A 15,415-nucleotide genomic window follows, 5' to 3' on the forward strand; every position below is an offset into this window, starting at 1 on the left:
GGAGGGCTGGGGTGGGGGTGCTTCCTCAATCGAGACTCCCAATGAGGAGAGAGCCCTCACCCGGCGCTTCGCGCCGACCTCTCCCGCAAGCGGGAGAGGTTGAACGAACCTGCGGCCCGCTCACTCCACCCCATTCCGCTTCAAGATCATCTCGATCGCCTCGGCGAAGCCATCCTGCTCGTTGGTGGCGGTGACGTGGGTCGCCTGCTCCTTGACGTTGCCGGCGGCATTGCCCATGGCGATCGAGACGCCGCTGACGCGGAACATTGCGAGATCATTCTGCATGTCGCCGATGGTGGCGACCGCGTCGGTCGCAATTCCGAGGCGCTTGGCCATAGCCTCGACGAAAGTGCCCTTGTTGAAGCCGGGCGGGGTGATGTCGAGATAATAGGTCTGCGAGCGCACCGCGGTCGCCTCGCTGCCGAGCGCCTCCTGCATCACCTTCTCGCAACGCTCCAGCCCGGCTGCATCGGCGCTGGCGCCGACGATCTTGCAGGCGCTGGTGAGGTACGGCGAAAAATCGGCTATGACGGTCGGATCGGACCGGATCGTGCGCTGCTCGTGGGCGACGTAGCTGCCGTCTGGATTGTCGATCAGCCATTTGTCGGTGGTGAAGAGCCAGATGTCGGCGCCGAATTCCCGGAGGATCTGCAAGCTTCGCTCGGTCGCGCTTGCGGGGATGAGGTGCTGCTCGACCGCGTTCATCTCGGGATCGACGATCGAGGAGCCGTTGAACGGGCCGACCGGCAGCCAGATCGCGAGCGGCTCGATCAGGAAGCGCATGCCGATCGCGGGGCGGCTCGACGTGATGGTGAAGCCGATGCCGGCCTTGTGCAGCCGCTGCACCGCCGCCTTGGCGCGGTCGGTCAGCATCTTGTCCTTGGTCAGCAGCGTGCCATCGACATCGGAAACCACGAGTGAGATTTGCGTCATGGCAGAACCTTGGGTTTCATGGCCTTGGATGTCACGGCCCTGGGCTTGTCGCCGCCCAATTTCAACTGCCGCACGACGCCGTCCACGATCGCCTCGACGGTCTCGTCGATCGAGACGCTGATCACGTGCTCGCCCGCTTCCGGCGGCTCCAGCGTATTGAACTGGCTGGTCAAGAGCTCGGGCGGCATGAAATGGCCCTTGCGGCGCGCGAGCCGATCGGCGATCAGCTCCTTGCTGCCCTTCAGGAAGACGAAGCGGACGTCACTCCGTCCACGCAAGAGCACGTCACGATAGCTGTGCTTCAGAGCCGAGCAGGCAATGATGACGTGCTCGCCGCGTCCGCAGACCCGTGCGATCTCGTCGGCGATGGCGTTGAGCCACGGCCAGCGATCCTCGTCGGTGAGCGGGTGGCCGGCCCTCATCTTCTCGACGTTGCTGGCGGGGTGAAAGCTGTCGCCGTCCTCGAACCGCCAGCCGAGCCGCTCGCCCAGCGCTTTGGCGATCGTGCTCTTGCCCGAACCCGACACGCCCATCACGATCAATGCACAAGGTGCTTCAACGCCCGCCACGAATTCCCTCCGGAAGCGCGGCCTGGTCGACCAGCCAGACGGTTTCACCATTCGAGCGCGCGCGCAACGCCGGCAGGTTCTCGCCATTGAAGAGGCGCGTCAAGATCGGCTGCTTGTCGTGCCCGGCAATCTCGAACAGCATTTCGCGGCAGGACGCCAGCGCGGGCAGGGTGAGCGAGACTCGCGGCACGAAGGGCGCGACGTTGGCCTTGGGCACGCCGACGACCCAGCGCTGCGTCTCTTCGAGGGCAGGATAGCCGGGAAACAGCGAAGCGGTGTGGCCGTCCGGGCCTGCGCCCATCAGCACGAGATCGAATAGAGGCCGCGACGGATCCAGCCGCTCCTCGCCGTAGAAGGACTGCAGCTCGCGCGCATAGGCCTCGGCGCTGCGGTCGGGATTTTCCGCGGTGGTCGGGATCGGGTGAATATGGCCGGACGGCGCGCTGCGATCGAGGAAGGCTTCGCGCGCGACAGCCATGTTGTTGAGAGGATCGCCTTCGGGCACGAACCGCTCGTCCCCAATGAACCAGTGCACGCGTTCCCAGGGAATTTTGTCGCGCCAGGAATCGCCGCCGAGTAATTGATAAAGCCTCTTCGGGCTGGAGCCACCGGTGAGGCAGATCGCGATACGCCCGGGATTGGCCGCGATCCGCGCCATCACCCGTTCGGCCGCTGCGCGGGCGAGCGCCTCGGCGTCGGTCTCGACGATCAGCTTGGGCAGGCCGGCGGCTGCCATCACGAAAACTTCCGCCAGCTTCGCCCGTCACGCCGGAGCAATTCATCGGCACAAGCCGGTCCCTCGCTGCCGGCGGGATAGGTCTCGATACCGTTGACGCCCGCCTTCTTCCAGGCATCCAGGAACGGTTGCACTGCCTGCCACCCGGCCTCGACGCCATCGGCGCGCTGGAACAGGATGTTGTCGCCGATCATGCAGTCATAAATCAGCGTCTCGTAGCCGGTGCTGGGATCGGCCCGGAAATAGTCGCCGTAGCGGAACTTCATTTCGACGCCATCGATCATGACGCTCGGTCCCGGAATCTTGGCATTGAACTGAAGCTCGATGGTCTCGGTCGGCGCAATGCCGATGGTCAGGAAGTTCTGCGACAGACGGTCGACGGCCGTGCCCGAAAACATCGATAGCGGTGCCTGCTTGAACTTGATCGCAACTTCCGTGCGCTTGTGCGCCAATGCCTTGCCCGTGCGCAAATAGAAGGGCACGCCGGCCCAGCGCCAATTGTCGATCATCAGCTTCAGCGCGACATAGGTCTCCGTGCTGCTGCCGGGTTTGACATCCTGGGTATTGCGATAGTCCGGAATCTCGTCGTCGCCGATGCGGCCGGCGAGATATTGCGCGCGGACTGAATTCCTCAGCGCTTCCTCCTCGCTCGGCTGCTGGATCGCGGTGAGAACCTCGGCCTTCTCGGAACGCACGGAATGGGCATCGAAGCGGCTCGGTGGCTCCATCGCCACCAGCGACATCAGCTGGAACAGATGGTTCGGCACCATGTCGCGCAGCGCACCGGTGGCATCGTAGAAGCCGCCGCGATGACCGACGCCGAGCTTCTCCTCCACCGTGATCTGGATGTGGTCGATATGGTTGCGATTCCAGATCGGCTCGAACATGCCATTGGCAAAGCGCAGCACCAGGATGTTCTGCACCGTCTCCTTGCCGAGATAGTGATCGATCCGGTAGATCTGGTGCTCCTCCATGATCTTCAGCAGTTCGGCGTTCAAGGCGCGGGCCGAGGCGAGATCGGTGCCGAACGGCTTTTCGATCACGAGCCGCCGCCAGGCGCCGTTCTCCTTCATCATGCCGGTGCGGCCGAGCTCGCGCGCGGTCGGTGCGAATGCGGCCGGCGGAGTTGCGAGGTAAAACAGCCGGTTGCCACCGGTGTCCTGCGCGCATTCCAGCGAGTCCAGATGCTCGTGCAAGCGGTCGAACGACGGCGGGTCCTTCGGATCGGCCTCGACGAACGTCACGCATTGCAGCAGCTTCTGGGCGACGTCGTCGTCAACCGGTCTCGTCGCGAACTCGCGCAAGCCCTGCATCAGGCTATCGCGCAGCTCGTCATCCGACTGGCCCTTGCGGGCCACGCCGACGACGCAGAACTTTTCCGGTAGCAGGTGCTCGGCGGCGAGATTGTAGAGTGACGGCATCACGAGGCGGTGGGTGAGATCACCAGTGACACCAAAGATGACGAAGGCGCAATTTTCCGGCTTGCGCTTTGCTTGCGGGTCTTTTGTCACGAATGATCGGCCTTCGCTTGTTACTTGCTCTTCTTGCTAGGACTTCGCAGCGTCCGGCTGCTTCGGCTCCTTGTGGCCGCCGAAACCCGCGCGCATCGCGGAAAGAATTTTTTCGGCGAAGGTGTGTTCCTGGCGGGAACGGAAACGTGCGTAGAGGGCCGCGGTCAGGACTTCGGCCGGCACAGCCTCGTCGATCGCCGCATTCACGGTCCAGCGTCCTTCGCCGGAATCCTCGACGAAACCGGAATATTCGGACAGCGCCGGGCTGTCGGCGAGCGCTGTCGAGGTCAAATCGAGCAGCCAGGACGGGATCACGCTGCCGCGCCGCCACACCTCGGCGATATCTGCAAGATCGAAATCGTAGCGATGATCCGCCGGCAACGCCTCGATGCTGGCGTTCTTGAGAATATCGAAACCTTCCGCATAGGCCTGCATCAGGCCGTATTCGATGCCGTTGTGGATCATCTTGACGAAGTGACCGGCACCGACCGGGCCGGCATGGATGTAGCCCTGCTCGATGCGGGGATCGCGGCCGTCGCGTCCCGGCGTTCGCGCAATGTCGCCGGCGCCGGGCGCGAGCGCGGCGAAAATCGGATCGAGCCGGTCGACCACGACCTTCTCGCCGCCGATCATCATGCAATAGCCGCGGTCCAGTCCCCAGACGCCGCCGGAGGTCCCGACGTCGACATAATGGATGCCGCGCTCCCTCAGCGCCTTGCCGCGGCGAACGTCATCTTGCCAGAAGGTGTTGCCGCCGTCGATGATGACGTCGTCGGCCCCCATCACGTTCGCAAGCGTGTCGATCGTCGCTTCGGTGATGCGGCCGGCAGGCAGCATCACCCATGCGGTACGCGGTCGTTCCAGCTTGGCGACGAATTCTTCGAGCGTCGCCGAGCCCTGCGCGCCGTCTCCGACAAGGCCGGCGACGGCCTTGGCGTCCTTGTCATAGACCACGGTCGAATGGCCGTGACGCATCAGCCGGCGCACGATGTTGCCGCCCATCCGGCCGAGGCCGATCATGCCGAGTTGCATTTGAATTATTCCCTTAGTTCAGCGCGTCCGTGAGGGCGGCGTTGAGTGCCGCGAGACCTTTCTTGAGCCCGCCCTTCAAGTGCACGCGGAGCGCACGTCGGCCGCGCTCGGTGAGCACATCGAAATCGCCGCGCGCCTGTGCCGCCTTGATGACGCCAAAGCTGGCCTTCTGGCCCGGCACGCCCAGGTCCTTGGCATCATCGGCGGTGATCTGGAGGAATACGCCACTGTCGGGGCCGCCCTTGTAGGCCTGCCCGGTGGAGTGCAGGAAGCGCGGCCCGAACTCGGCGCAGGTCGCGACGTGGTGCTTCTCGCGCACTTCGAGCCGCATCGTCTGGAGCGCATCGATGGTGGCCTTGTCGCGCGCGATGTAGCCGAGCAGGGCGACATAGTCGCCGTGACTGGAGCGGGCGAGATGCGCCTTCAACCATGAGGTGAGATCGCCGTTGGCCCCTGCGGCACGCAGCGCTGTGGCGTTGGCCTCGTCGGTGTAGAGATCGGCCTCCGCGGTGCTGACCACCGGCTGTTCCGCCGGCAGCGCGCCGGTCTTCTCGAACGCGGCGGTGAGCTCGCGGGTCTTGATCTTGGCCGCTTCCACGTCGGGCTGATCGAACGGGTTGATGCCGAGGATGCTGCCTGCCACCGCGGTTGCCATCTCGAACCGGAAGAATTCCTGCCCGAGATGATCGATCGACTTCATGACGATGCGCACGACGGGATGGCCGGCCGCTTCGATCGCGGCAAGCTTTGAGTCGTGTGGGGCGTCCGCCTCGCCTTCGGTGCGGATGTCGATGAAGAACCGATCGTTGCCGTAAAGTGAGGGCTCGCCGAGCGGCTCGTCGGCAATCGGGATCAGGCCCTTGCCTTCCTTGCCGGTCGATTCGGCGATGAGCTGCTCGGCCCAGGCGCCGAAATCGGCGATCTTCTTCGACGTCAGGATCGTCACCTTGTCGCGGCCTTCGAGCCCGGCGAGACCCATGGCAAGCCCGAGCTGCACGCCGGGGTTTTCTTGCGGCGGCACGTCCGGTCCGCAGGAGCGGGCCATCGAGAGCGCATGCTTGACCAGGGTCTTGACGTCGATGCCCGCGGTTGCCGCCGGCACGAGGCCGAACGGCGAGAGAACCGAATAGCGACCGCCAATCGAGGGATCGCCATGGAATATCCGCGCATAGTTCAGTTTCTTGGCCGCCTTCTCCAGCGACGAGCCGGGATCGGTCACCGCGATGAAGCGATGGCCGGTCTTGACCGACGGCCCGACCGCCTGCGCGACACGCTCATGGAAATAATCCTTCATCGCGTTCGGCTCGGCGGTGCCGCCGGACTTGCTGGAGACGATGAACACGGTGTTGGCAATGTCGATCCGGGCTTCCATCGCCCGCACCTGCGCCGGATCGGTGGAATCTAGCACGTGCAGCTTCGGGAAGCCGGACTTCCGCGCGAAGGTCTCCGCCAGTACTTCCGGCCCTAGGCTCGATCCGCCCATGCCGAGCACGACGGCGTCGGAAAATTTCTGACCCTTGACGCGATTCGCGTAGTCCTCATAGTCGGCGACGTCGGCCTTTGCGGCGCTGTCCAGCCAGCCGAGCCATTTGTCCTCGTCCGCGCCGGTCCAGACCGACTTGTCGCGCTGCCACAGCCTGCGGATTTTCGCTGACGCCCGCCAGTCCTCGGTGCTCTTCGCCACGGCCTTGCCGAGCCCGTCACCGAGGGAGAGCAGCTGGCGATCGATCGCGGGCCCAAGCACGGTGGCGCGCTTGTGGGCGACTGCGCCATACAGCTTATCAGCGGCGTCGGCAAACTGCTTGACGCCGTCCTTCACCAGCTCGGCGGTGATGGCGTCGAGCGAGATGCCGGAGCGCTCCAGCTCCTCCAGCACGCGGCGGGCGTCCTCGACATTCTCTTCGAGACTGTCGCGCGTCTTGCCGTGGTCGCGGAACGCGTCCAGCGTCGCCGGCGGCATGGTGTTGATGGTGTCGGGGCCGATCAGTTCCTCGACATAGAGGACGTCGCTGTAGTCCTTGTTCTTGGTTCCGGTCGACGCCCACAGCATGCGCTGCGGCTTGGCGCCCCTGGCTGCAAGCTTGTCCCAGCGGGGACCTGCAAACAGCCGCCTGTAGTCCTGGTAGGCGACCTTGGCGTTGGCGATCGCGACCTTGCCTTTCAGCGCGGCGAGCCGCTCCTTTTCGGATGGGTCGTTGGCACGGGCGATCTTCTCGTCGAGCTGCTTGTCGACCATCGAGTCGATGCGGCTGACGAAGAAGCTCGCCACGCTCGCGACATGCGAAGGATCGCCGCCGCCCGCGACATATTTCTCCAGACCGGCGAGGTAGGCCTCGGCGACCTCGAGATAGACCGCTTTGGAGAACAGCAGCGTGATGTTGATGCTGATGCCTTCGCCGATGAGTTGTTCGATCGCCGGCAGGCCCTCGGGCGTCGCCGGGACCTTGACCATCAAGTTCCTGCGATTGACGTCCTTCCAGAGCCGCTTCGCCTCGGCGACCGTGCCCGCGGTGTCCAGTGCGAGATAAGGCGAGACCTCCAGGCTGACGAAGCCGTCCTGGCCCTTGAGGCGGGCATAGACCGGGCGGAGCACGTCGGCGGCATTCTGGATGTCCTCGACCGCGACGGCCTCGAACAGGTCGGCCACGGTCCGGTCGCCCCGCTTGAGCGCCTTGCCGATCGAGGCGTCGTATTCGTCCGAGCTGCCGATCGCCTTCTCGAAGATCGAGGGATTTGAGGTGACGCCCTTGACGCCGTCAGTCTCGATCAGCCGTTTCAAATCGCCCTTGGCGATGAAGCCACGGGCGAGGAAGTCCAGCCAGACGGCTTGTCCGTGCTTTTCCAGTTCTTTGACGGGATTCATGCTGTTTATTTATCTCCAAGCCTGCGGGCGAGGGGTTTCCGCGCCGGTCCTGACGCGCTATCCTCTAGCTTACATGCGCATCTGAGGGAACCTATCAAGGGTACAGGGGTTTTGCTCTCGGTGTAACTCCGTCGCGATCGTGACGATCCAGGCGGCAGTAGCGGTGTTGCGTAAAATTCTCCGGCCGGGACGGTTCGACCGGGGCGCGTTGCGTAGCGTCAGCCTGCCACGTCTGCTTGTCGCAGCGCAGAGTGCCGTCAGGGGGCTTCCAATCCGCCTGATGCATCGTTGGCTCGGTCGCAAATGGCCATGCTGGGGGAGAGCATGCACGCTGAAACTGAGGGTCTGGCACTCGCCGTTCCCGACGGGGCGCAATCGGCCGGCCCGGCCGTGTGTATCGACGCATCCCACGATCTTGAAATCGGTCAATGCGCGACGCGCCTGCGGCTGCTGGTCGCGGCGGGATTTGCGATGATGCTGATCAGTGCGAGCCTCGCCTTTGGCTGGTGGGATGTCATCGGCAACTATGGCACGACGATCGGCTATACCGGCATCATGGTGTTCGGCCTGGTCACCTGCCGGCTGATCTGGATGCTGCCGTCCGAACGGGGGCCGGTGGTGATCGTCACCACCTACGGCATCCGCGATCTCCGCATCGGCAATGAATTTCTGCTTTGGGAGTCGATTGAGGACGTTTCGGCTGAAGAATGCCGCGGACACAAGGTCATCGTGCTGACGCTGACGCCGGCCTTCCAGCGTCAGCTCGCCTGCATCCACGCCACCTCGCGCACTGCGACCGCCGATCGCGTCGTCATCCGGCCCGAGGGTCTGACGATTGATTTCGGTACCTTGCTGCGCGCCTGCCGCGACTGTCATGCTGGCAGCGATTCACGCACCGCATTGCGGCGATAGCGCGATCATGGCACGCAAAGCTTGGCCGCACGAACGTCATAAAGCCGCCGCCAGCCGGCGGTTATGCTGCAGTGCCGGATGGGCCTATCCCCGGTAATGCCCGGATGTTGCGGTGAGGCGACATTTGCTGGAAATTAGCGGATACAAGTATAGATTCGCATAAATAACAGGCAGCTGCCTGTTCGTAACTCACCCGATGCCTACGTTGTGCGTTGCGTGGTGAAGGTCCTCGGGTGTCGAATGTCCGTCATGTGCTCACGCTGATTCGAGAGTGGCGCTAAGGAACGGTCCGGTCGCTGCTTTAGTTCAGTTGTGTAGCGGAACTCACGCGGAGAGGGATCATGTACAACGATTCTCTATTCAACGCTTTCGCTCGGTCGTTCGAGGCGAGAAGCCAGCACGACATGTCGATGGCGGAATATCTGGAATCGTGTCGAAGCGATCCCATGAAATATGCAAATGCGGCCGAACGATTGCTAGCCGCGATCGGTGAACCCCAGACGATCGACACGGCCAAGGACCCACGCCTTGGCCGTATTTTTTTGAACCGCACGATCCGCACCTATCCGGCCTTTGCCGGTTTCTACGGCATGGAAGAGACCATCGAGCGCATCGTTGGTTTCTTCCGTCATGCCGCGCAAGGCCTCGAGGAGCGCAAGCAGATCCTCTATTTGCTCGGCCCGGTCGGCGGCGGCAAATCCTCGCTCGCCGAACGGCTGAAGTCGCTGATGGAAGTGCATCCGATCTACGTGCTGAAGGCCGGCGACGAAGTCTCGCCCGTGTTCGAGAGCCCGCTGAGCCTGTTCGATCCCGATCAGCTCGGCCCGATGCTGGAGGAAAAGTACGGCATTCCACGCCGGCGTCTCACCGGGTTGATGAGCCCGTGGTGCTACAAGCGCCTCGAGGCCTTCGGCGGCGACATCTCGCAGTTCCGCGTCGCCAAGATCCAGCCGTCGCGGCTGCGCCAGATCGCGATCGCCAAGACCGAGCCCGGTGACGAGAACAATCAGGACATCTCCTCGCTGGTCGGCAAGGTCGACATCCGCAAGCTCGAGACTTACGCCCAGAACGACCCCGATGCCTACAGCTATTCCGGCGGCCTCAACCGCGCCAACCAGGGCATCCTCGAATTCGTCGAGATGTTCAAGGCGCCGATCAAGATGCTGCACCCGCTGCTGACCGCTACGCAGGAAGGCAACTACATCGGCACCGAGAATATCGGCGCGATTCCGTTTACCGGCATCATCCTCGCACATTCCAACGAGGCCGAGTGGTCGAGCTTCAAGTCGAACAAGAACAACGAGGCCTTCATCGACCGCATCTGCGTGATCAAGGTGCCCTATGTCCTGCGCTACACCGAAGAGCAGAAGATTTACGAAAAGCTGATCCAGGGCTCCGAGCTTGCGTCTGCGCCGTGCGCGCCGGCGACGCTGGAAACGATGGCACGATTCTCGGTGATGTCGCGGCTGCGCAAGCACGAGAATTCCACGCTGTTTGCCAAAATGCGGGTTTACGATGGCGAAAGCCTGAAGGAATCCGATCCCAAAGCGCGTAGCGTCCAGGAATACCGGGATGCCGCCGGCGTCGACGAAGGCATGGATGGCGTCTCCACGCGCTTTGCCTTCAAAATCCTGGCCGCGACCTTCAACCACGATCCGCAGGAGGTTGCCGCCGACGCCGTGCACCTGATGTATGCGCTGGAACAGTCTATCCGCCGCGAGCAGCTTCCTGAGGAAATCGAAAAGCGTTACCTGGAATTCATCAAGGCGGAACTCGCACCGCGTTATGCCGAGTTCATCGGCAACGAGATCCAGAAGGCTTATCTCGAATCCTACTCGGATTACGGCCAGAATCTGTTCGACCGTTACGTCGATTACGCCGATGCCTGGATCGAGGATCAGGACTTCAAGGATCCCGACACCGGACAATTGCTCGATCGCGAATTGTTGAACCAGGAGCTGACCAAGATCGAGAAGCCGGCCGGCATCGCCAACCCAAAGGATTTCCGCAACGAGGTCGTCAAGTTCTCGTTGAGGGCCAGGGCGCAGAATGCCGGCAAGAATCCGACCTGGACCTCCTACGAGAAGATTCGCGATGTGATCGAAAAGCGGATATTCTCCCAGGTCGAGGACCTGCTTCCGGTCATCTCGTTCGGGTCCAAGAAGGACGGCGAGACGGAGAAGAAGCACGGCGAGTTCGTCGCACGCATGGTGGAGCGCGGCTACACCGAGCGTCAGGTTCGCCGGCTCGTCGAGTGGTACATGCGCGTGAAGCAAGCCGGTTGAGGCGGATGGGAACGTGGCCATTCACATTATTGACAGGCGCCTGAATCCAGGCGGCAAGAGTCTTGAGAACCGCCAGCGGTTCTTGCGTCGGGCCAAATCCCTGGTGCAGGGCGCCGTCAAGAAGACCTCGCAGGAACGCGACATCAAGGATGTCCTGGAGGGTGGCGAGGTCACGATTCCGCTCGACGGCATGCACGAGCCGCGCTTCCGCCGCGAAGGCGGCACGCGCGACATGGTGCTGCCCGGGAACAAGAAGTTCATCGAGGGCGACTATCTCCCTCGATCCGGCCAGGGCAGCGCCAAGGAATCCGGTCCGGGCGAAGGCGACAGCGAAGACGCCTTCCGTTTCGTGCTGAGCCGCGACGAATTCGTCGATCTCTTCCTCGACGATCTCGAGCTTCCGGATCTCGCCAAGCGCAAGATCGCGCAGACCGAGAGCGAGGGCATCCAGCGCGCCGGTTACACCACGTCCGGCTCGCCAGCCAACATCTCGGTCAGCCGGACGGTGCGGCTCGCGCTCGCGCGCCGCATCGCGCTCAAGCGGCCCCGCAAGGAAGAGATCGAGGAGCTGGAAGCCGCGATCGCCGCATGCACCGACGAGAATGAGCGCGCGGAACTCGTCGCCGAGCTCGAGAAGCTCAAGGCGAAATCCAAGCGCATTCCCTTCATCGATCCGCTCGACATCCGCTATCGCCGCTTCGAGACGGTGCCCAAGCCGGTCGCACAGGCGGTGATGTTCTGCCTGATGGACGTCTCCGGCTCGATGTCCGAACACATGAAGGATCTCGCCAAGCGCTTCTACATGCTGCTCTACGTCTTCCTGAAGCGGCGCTACAAGCATGTCGAGATCGTCTTCATCCGCCACACCGACCGCGCCGAGGAGGTCGACGAGCAGACTTTCTTCTACGGCCCGGCGTCCGGCGGCACGCTGGTCTCCAGCGCGCTCCAGGCGATGCACGAGATCGTGCGCGAGCGCTTCAATCCGGCGGACTGGAACATCTACGCGGCCCAGGCCTCCGACGGCGACAACTCCTATTCCGACGGCGAGCTCGCCGGCATGCTGCTGACCGACAAGATCCTCCCGGTTTGCCAGTTCTTCGCCTATCTCGAGGTCGGCGAATCCGGGGGCAGCGCTTTCGATCTCTCGGACTCCTCGCTCTGGACCCTTTACGAGCGCCTGCGTAGCACCGGCGCACCGCTCTCGATGCGCAAGGTCAGCGAACGCAGCGAGATTTTTCCGGTGTTCCACGACCTGTTCCAGCGCCGCGAAACTACTCAGGAGAAGGCCGCTCCATGACGGAACGCTTGTTCGAAGGCGCGGATTGGGATTTCCACACCTTGCAGCGCATTAGCGATGCCTGCGAGGCGGTGGCGTTGAAAGATCTCGGGCTCGACGTCTATCCGAACCAGATCGAGGTCATCACCGCCGAGCAGATGCTGGATGCCTACTCGTCCGTCGGCATGCCCCTGTTCTACAAGCACTGGTCGTTCGGCAAGCACTTCGCCTATCATGAGGCGTCCTACCGCAAGGGCCTGATGGGCCTCGCTTATGAGATCGTGATCAACTCCTCGCCCTGCATCTCCTACCTGATGGAGGAGAACACGGCGACGATGCAGACCCTCGTGATCGCGCACGCCGCGTTCGGTCACAACCACTTCTTCAAGAACAACTATCTGTTCAAGCAGTGGACCGACGCCGACGGCATTCTGGACTATCTCGATTTCGCCAAGAAGTATGTGATGAGTTGCGAGGCGCGCCACGGCCGCGTCGAGGTCGAACGCACGCTGGATGCCGCGCATGCGCTGATGTCGCATGGCATCGACCGCTACCCCGGCAAGAAGAAGCTGGATTTGCGCGCCGAGGAGAAGCGGGCAGGGCGCCGCCGCCAGCATGAAGAGGAAGTCTTCAACGACCTCTGGCGCACCGTGCCGGCAGGAAAGAGCAAGAGCCGCTCCGCGATCAGCGTCGAGCGCCGCCGCAAGCTGCTGGGCCTGCCGCAGGAGAATCTGCTTTATTTTCTGGAGAAGAGTGCGCCGCGGCTGGCGCCCTGGCAGCGCGAGCTTTTGCGGATCGTCCGCCACATCGCGCAATATTTCTATCCGCAGAGCCAGACCAAGGTGATGAACGAGGGGACGGCGACCTACGTCCACTACCGCATCATGACCAAGCTGCACGAGCAGGGTCGGCTCACCGACGGCAACTTCCTCGAATTCCTGCAATCCCACACCAATGTGGTGTTCCAGCCCGAATTCGACGATCGGCGCTTCTCGGGCTTCAATCCCTATGCGCTCGGCTTTTCCATGATGCAGGACATCGAGCGCATCGTTACCCGTCCTGAGGACGAGGACCGCGAATGGTTCCCGGACATCGCCGGAAAGAACGATGTGATGGGCGTGCTGCGCGACGTCTGGGCCAACTACCGCGATGAGAGTTTTATCGCCCAGTACCTGAGCCCCAAGCTGATGCGGCACTTCCGCATGTTCCATCTGCACGACGATCCCGAGGAGCGCGCCGGCATCCGGGTCGATGCCATTCACGACGAGCGTGGTTTCCGCCGCGTGCGACGCGAGCTCGCGCGGCAGCATGATGTCGGCTACATCGATGCCAATATCGAAGTGGTCGACGTCGATCTGTCCGGCGACCGCCGGCTGATCGTGCATCATCGCGTCATCAAGGGCTCGCAGCTCAACGAGACCGACGCCAAGCGGGTGCTGCAGCATCTCGCCGATCTCTGGACCTATGACGTCGCGCTGATCGAGGTCGACGCCAACGACAAGGTCTTGCGGGAATATGTCGTGAGTCCGCGCCCAATCACAGCGGCGGCCTGACGCCGCCGGTTAAGCAGGATGAGCCTTGATTGAATCGGCGCAAGCCGAGGGCGCGGTTCACCTCTCCCGTAGGGAGAGGTCGGATCGCATCGAAAGATGCGATCCGGGTGAGGGGTTACGGTCTCACTGAATGCCGCGGCCCCTCACCCGGATTGCGCGGGACGATGCTTTGCATCGCCAGGCGCAATCCGGCCTCTCCCCGTTGGGGAGAGGTGAACATCGCGGTGGCCGGCTGTATCTGATCATCATCGTGGTCTAAGCCGAGCGCTTTGCGGATTTGCCTTTGGCCTTGGAGGTATTCAGGTCCACGGCCGCGCGGATGAGCGCCTTCAGCGCCTTCTCATTGATTTTCTCGCCTTCGCGAACATCGATCGCGCGCCTCACGTTTCCCTCGAGGCTCGCGTTGAACAGCCCCGCGGGGTCGTCGAGCGCAGCGCCCTTGGCGAAGGTCAGCTTCACGACAGCCTTGTAGGTCTCGCCGGTGCAGATGATCCCGTCGTGCGACCACACCGGCACGCCCCGCCATTTCCATTCCTCGACCAGGTCGGGATCGGCGTCCTTGATCAGGGCGCGAAGCCGACTGAGCATCTCGCCGCGCCAGTCGCCAAGCTCCTTGATCCTGCCGTCGATCAACTTGGAGGCTGAAGCTCCGTCCGCTTCCTTCGCGCTGCTGGTCTTCGCCGTCACAGCTTTCTTCATGATCTTGCCTCGTTCACGCGCCGCTGGCTGACGTATGGCAGCGCGAACAGATATAGCCCGGTCGCGAGCAACGGAATCAGCGGGACGAACGCCAACAGCCCGATCCACACCGCCTGCATCTGCAGGGCGATGGCGACAATATTCGCGGTGACGGCAACCGTGAAGGCGATGGACAGCCAGCGATGGATCTGCCGTATCCAGATGTTCGAGCTCAATGGGACCTCCTCTGAAGATGATTGGAATGGACATCGCCGGCCGGGCTAGTCTGCCCGCGCCAGCAGCTCTTCAAGCTTTGCAAAAAACTGGTTCCAGCCGGCGTGCGCGCCGCCATAGGCCTGCTTCTGGTTGGGACGGAAGCCCGCCTGCTCCACGCGCAGATGCGTGCCCGCGCCGGTCGGCGTCAGCGTGAAGGTCACGACGCTCTTCAAATCGAAGGCCGCGTCCTCATGCGTGAAATTCCAAGTGTAGGCGAGCGATCGCTGCGGCTCGATGGCGAGGACCTCGCAATCCAGCACGCCGCCCCACTCGCCACGAAGATTGAAGCGATGGCCGACGGTGGGCTTGAAGTCGTTCTTCATCAGCCACTCCTCGATCAGATGCGGCTGCGTCAGCGCGCGCCAGATCCGCTCCGGCGGAAAGGCAAATTCGCGCTCGATGGTCACGGAACGGGTTTCAGTCTCAGCTTCGCTCATTGGTCCATCCTCTTCAGGAGATCGTCGAGGGCGTCGAGCCGGTTCTGCCAGAACCCGGCCATCTGGCTGGTCCAGTCGATCAGCGGATTCAGGGCGCCGGGCTGCGCGCTGTAGTGCGTCTGCCGCCCCTCGTGACGGTCGCGCACCAGCCCGGCCAGCTTCAGCGCGCCGAGATGTTTCGAGACCGCCGGCTGGGAAACGCCGGATAGCGCCGTCAGGGCCCCGACCGTCTGCTCGCCCTCGCGGCACAGCCGCTCGAAGATCGCCCGCCGGGTGGGATCGGCGAGCGTTCTGAACAGAAGGTCGGGGGCGGTGGACATGAGGAATCCATAACCAGCAAGTTATGGGTTAAAC

At 63.1% G+C, this 15,415-nt stretch carries 14 protein-coding genes; 4 read left to right on the forward strand and 10 right to left on the reverse strand.

Translation table 11 applies throughout. The features are described 5' to 3' along the window. Window positions 1–120: 120 nt before the first annotated feature. The 6 genes from FXV83_RS31380 to FXV83_RS31405 are packed head-to-tail and all read right to left on the reverse strand — an operon-like array spanning window position 121 to window position 7,644. Window positions 121–933 carry an HAD family hydrolase gene (locus FXV83_RS31380; protein WP_148743455.1) on the reverse strand — a complete coding sequence of 271 codons (813 nt, stop codon included), beginning with the start codon at window positions 931–933 and terminating at the stop codon, window positions 121–123. Next, window positions 930–1,502 (reverse strand): gluconokinase, encoded by a 573-nt coding sequence (locus FXV83_RS31385; RefSeq protein ID WP_148743456.1) that lies wholly within the window; start codon window positions 1,500–1,502, stop codon window positions 930–932. The genes FXV83_RS31380 and FXV83_RS31385 overlap by 4 nt, the downstream gene beginning before the upstream one ends. Further along, window positions 1,489–2,238 (reverse strand): 6-phosphogluconolactonase, encoded by a 750-nt coding sequence (gene pgl / locus FXV83_RS31390; RefSeq protein ID WP_187436298.1) that lies wholly within the window; start codon window positions 2,236–2,238, stop codon window positions 1,489–1,491. Before pgl ends, FXV83_RS31385 begins: the two co-directional genes overlap by 14 nt. Further along, complete coding sequence (gene zwf / locus FXV83_RS31395) at window positions 2,238–3,749, reverse strand: glucose-6-phosphate dehydrogenase (RefSeq protein WP_148743458.1); 1,512 nt, start codon at window positions 3,747–3,749, stop codon at window positions 2,238–2,240. Before zwf ends, pgl begins: the two co-directional genes overlap by 1 nt. A gap of 36 nt (window positions 3,750–3,785) precedes the next feature. After that, entirely contained in the window at window positions 3,786–4,781 is a 996-nt protein-coding gene (gnd, locus tag FXV83_RS31400) for a phosphogluconate dehydrogenase (NAD(+)-dependent, decarboxylating) (RefSeq protein ID WP_148743459.1), read from the reverse strand. A 13-nt stretch (window positions 4,782–4,794) separates the two neighbouring features. Next, window positions 4,795–7,644, reverse strand: a complete 2,850-nt coding sequence (locus FXV83_RS31405; protein WP_148743460.1) for a bifunctional transaldolase/phosoglucose isomerase — start codon at window positions 7,642–7,644, stop codon at window positions 4,795–4,797. Between the two features lie 303 nt (window positions 7,645–7,947). Between FXV83_RS31405 and FXV83_RS31410 the strand changes: the two genes are divergently transcribed. The 4 genes from FXV83_RS31410 to FXV83_RS31425 all read left to right on the forward strand — a co-directional run bounded on the left by FXV83_RS31410 (window position 7,948) and on the right by FXV83_RS31425 (window position 13,670). Further along, entirely contained in the window at window positions 7,948–8,556 is a 609-nt protein-coding gene (locus FXV83_RS31410) for an STM3941 family protein (RefSeq protein WP_148743461.1), read from the forward strand. Between the two features lie 341 nt (window positions 8,557–8,897). Further along, window positions 8,898–10,841: a PrkA family serine protein kinase gene (locus FXV83_RS31415; protein ID WP_148743462.1), complete on the forward strand. Its 1,944-nt coding sequence runs from the start codon at window positions 8,898–8,900 to the stop codon at window positions 10,839–10,841. Between the two features lie 19 nt (window positions 10,842–10,860). Beyond that, on the forward strand, window positions 10,861–12,138 hold the full coding sequence (locus tag FXV83_RS31420) for a YeaH/YhbH family protein (RefSeq protein WP_187436299.1): 1,278 nt from the start codon (window positions 10,861–10,863) through the stop codon (window positions 12,136–12,138). Beyond that, the gene (locus tag FXV83_RS31425; protein WP_148743464.1) at window positions 12,135–13,670 is read left to right on the forward strand and encodes a SpoVR family protein; all 1,536 of its coding nucleotides are present in this window, start codon (window positions 12,135–12,137) and stop codon (window positions 13,668–13,670) included. The genes FXV83_RS31420 and FXV83_RS31425 overlap by 4 nt, the downstream gene beginning before the upstream one ends. Window positions 13,671–13,925: 255 nt before the next feature. Here the strand turns inward: FXV83_RS31425 and FXV83_RS31430 are convergent, their stop codons facing one another. The 4 genes from FXV83_RS31430 to FXV83_RS31445 are packed head-to-tail and all read right to left on the reverse strand — an operon-like array spanning window position 13,926 to window position 15,381. Next, complete coding sequence (locus tag FXV83_RS31430) at window positions 13,926–14,369, reverse strand: DUF1801 domain-containing protein (protein ID WP_148743465.1); 444 nt, start codon at window positions 14,367–14,369, stop codon at window positions 13,926–13,928. Continuing rightward, entirely contained in the window at window positions 14,366–14,584 is a 219-nt protein-coding gene (locus FXV83_RS31435; protein WP_187436293.1) for a hypothetical protein, read from the reverse strand. Before FXV83_RS31435 ends, FXV83_RS31430 begins: the two co-directional genes overlap by 4 nt. Before the next feature lie 45 nt (window positions 14,585–14,629). Next, entirely contained in the window at window positions 14,630–15,061 is a 432-nt protein-coding gene (locus FXV83_RS31440; protein ID WP_148743466.1) for an SRPBCC family protein, read from the reverse strand. After that, on the reverse strand, window positions 15,058–15,381 hold the full coding sequence (locus tag FXV83_RS31445) for an ArsR/SmtB family transcription factor (protein WP_148743467.1): 324 nt from the start codon (window positions 15,379–15,381) through the stop codon (window positions 15,058–15,060). The genes FXV83_RS31440 and FXV83_RS31445 overlap by 4 nt, the downstream gene beginning before the upstream one ends. Window positions 15,382–15,415 lie beyond the last annotated feature (34 nt).

Origin of the sequence: Bradyrhizobium hipponense (assembly GCF_008123965.1) — a bacterium.
Lineage (GTDB): Bacteria > Pseudomonadota > Alphaproteobacteria > Rhizobiales > Xanthobacteraceae > Bradyrhizobium > Bradyrhizobium hipponense.

What these genes read in the sequence shown, in the direction of transcription:
- FXV83_RS31380 (WP_148743455.1), bottom strand. Translation starts at nt 933, where the DNA reads ATGACGCAAATCTCACTCGTGGTTTCCGATGTCGATGGCACGCTGCTG.
- FXV83_RS31410 (WP_148743461.1), top strand. Translation starts at nt 7,948, where the DNA reads ATGGCCATGCTGGGGGAGAGCATGCACGCTGAAACTGAGGGTCTGGCA.
- FXV83_RS31430 (WP_148743465.1), bottom strand. Translation starts at nt 14,369, where the DNA reads ATGAAGAAAGCTGTGACGGCGAAGACCAGCAGCGCGAAGGAAGCGGAC.
- FXV83_RS31445 (WP_148743467.1), bottom strand. Translation starts at nt 15,381, where the DNA reads ATGTCCACCGCCCCCGACCTTCTGTTCAGAACGCTCGCCGATCCCACC.
- FXV83_RS31405 (WP_148743460.1), bottom strand. Translation starts at nt 7,644, where the DNA reads ATGAATCCCGTCAAAGAACTGGAAAAGCACGGACAAGCCGTCTGGCTG.
- gnd (WP_148743459.1), bottom strand. Translation starts at nt 4,781, where the DNA reads ATGCAACTCGGCATGATCGGCCTCGGCCGGATGGGCGGCAACATCGTG.
- pgl (WP_187436298.1), bottom strand. Translation starts at nt 2,238, where the DNA reads ATGGCAGCCGCCGGCCTGCCCAAGCTGATCGTCGAGACCGACGCCGAG.
- FXV83_RS31425 (WP_148743464.1), top strand. Translation starts at nt 12,135, where the DNA reads ATGACGGAACGCTTGTTCGAAGGCGCGGATTGGGATTTCCACACCTTG.
- FXV83_RS31415 (WP_148743462.1), top strand. Translation starts at nt 8,898, where the DNA reads ATGTACAACGATTCTCTATTCAACGCTTTCGCTCGGTCGTTCGAGGCG.
- FXV83_RS31440 (WP_148743466.1), bottom strand. Translation starts at nt 15,061, where the DNA reads ATGAGCGAAGCTGAGACTGAAACCCGTTCCGTGACCATCGAGCGCGAA.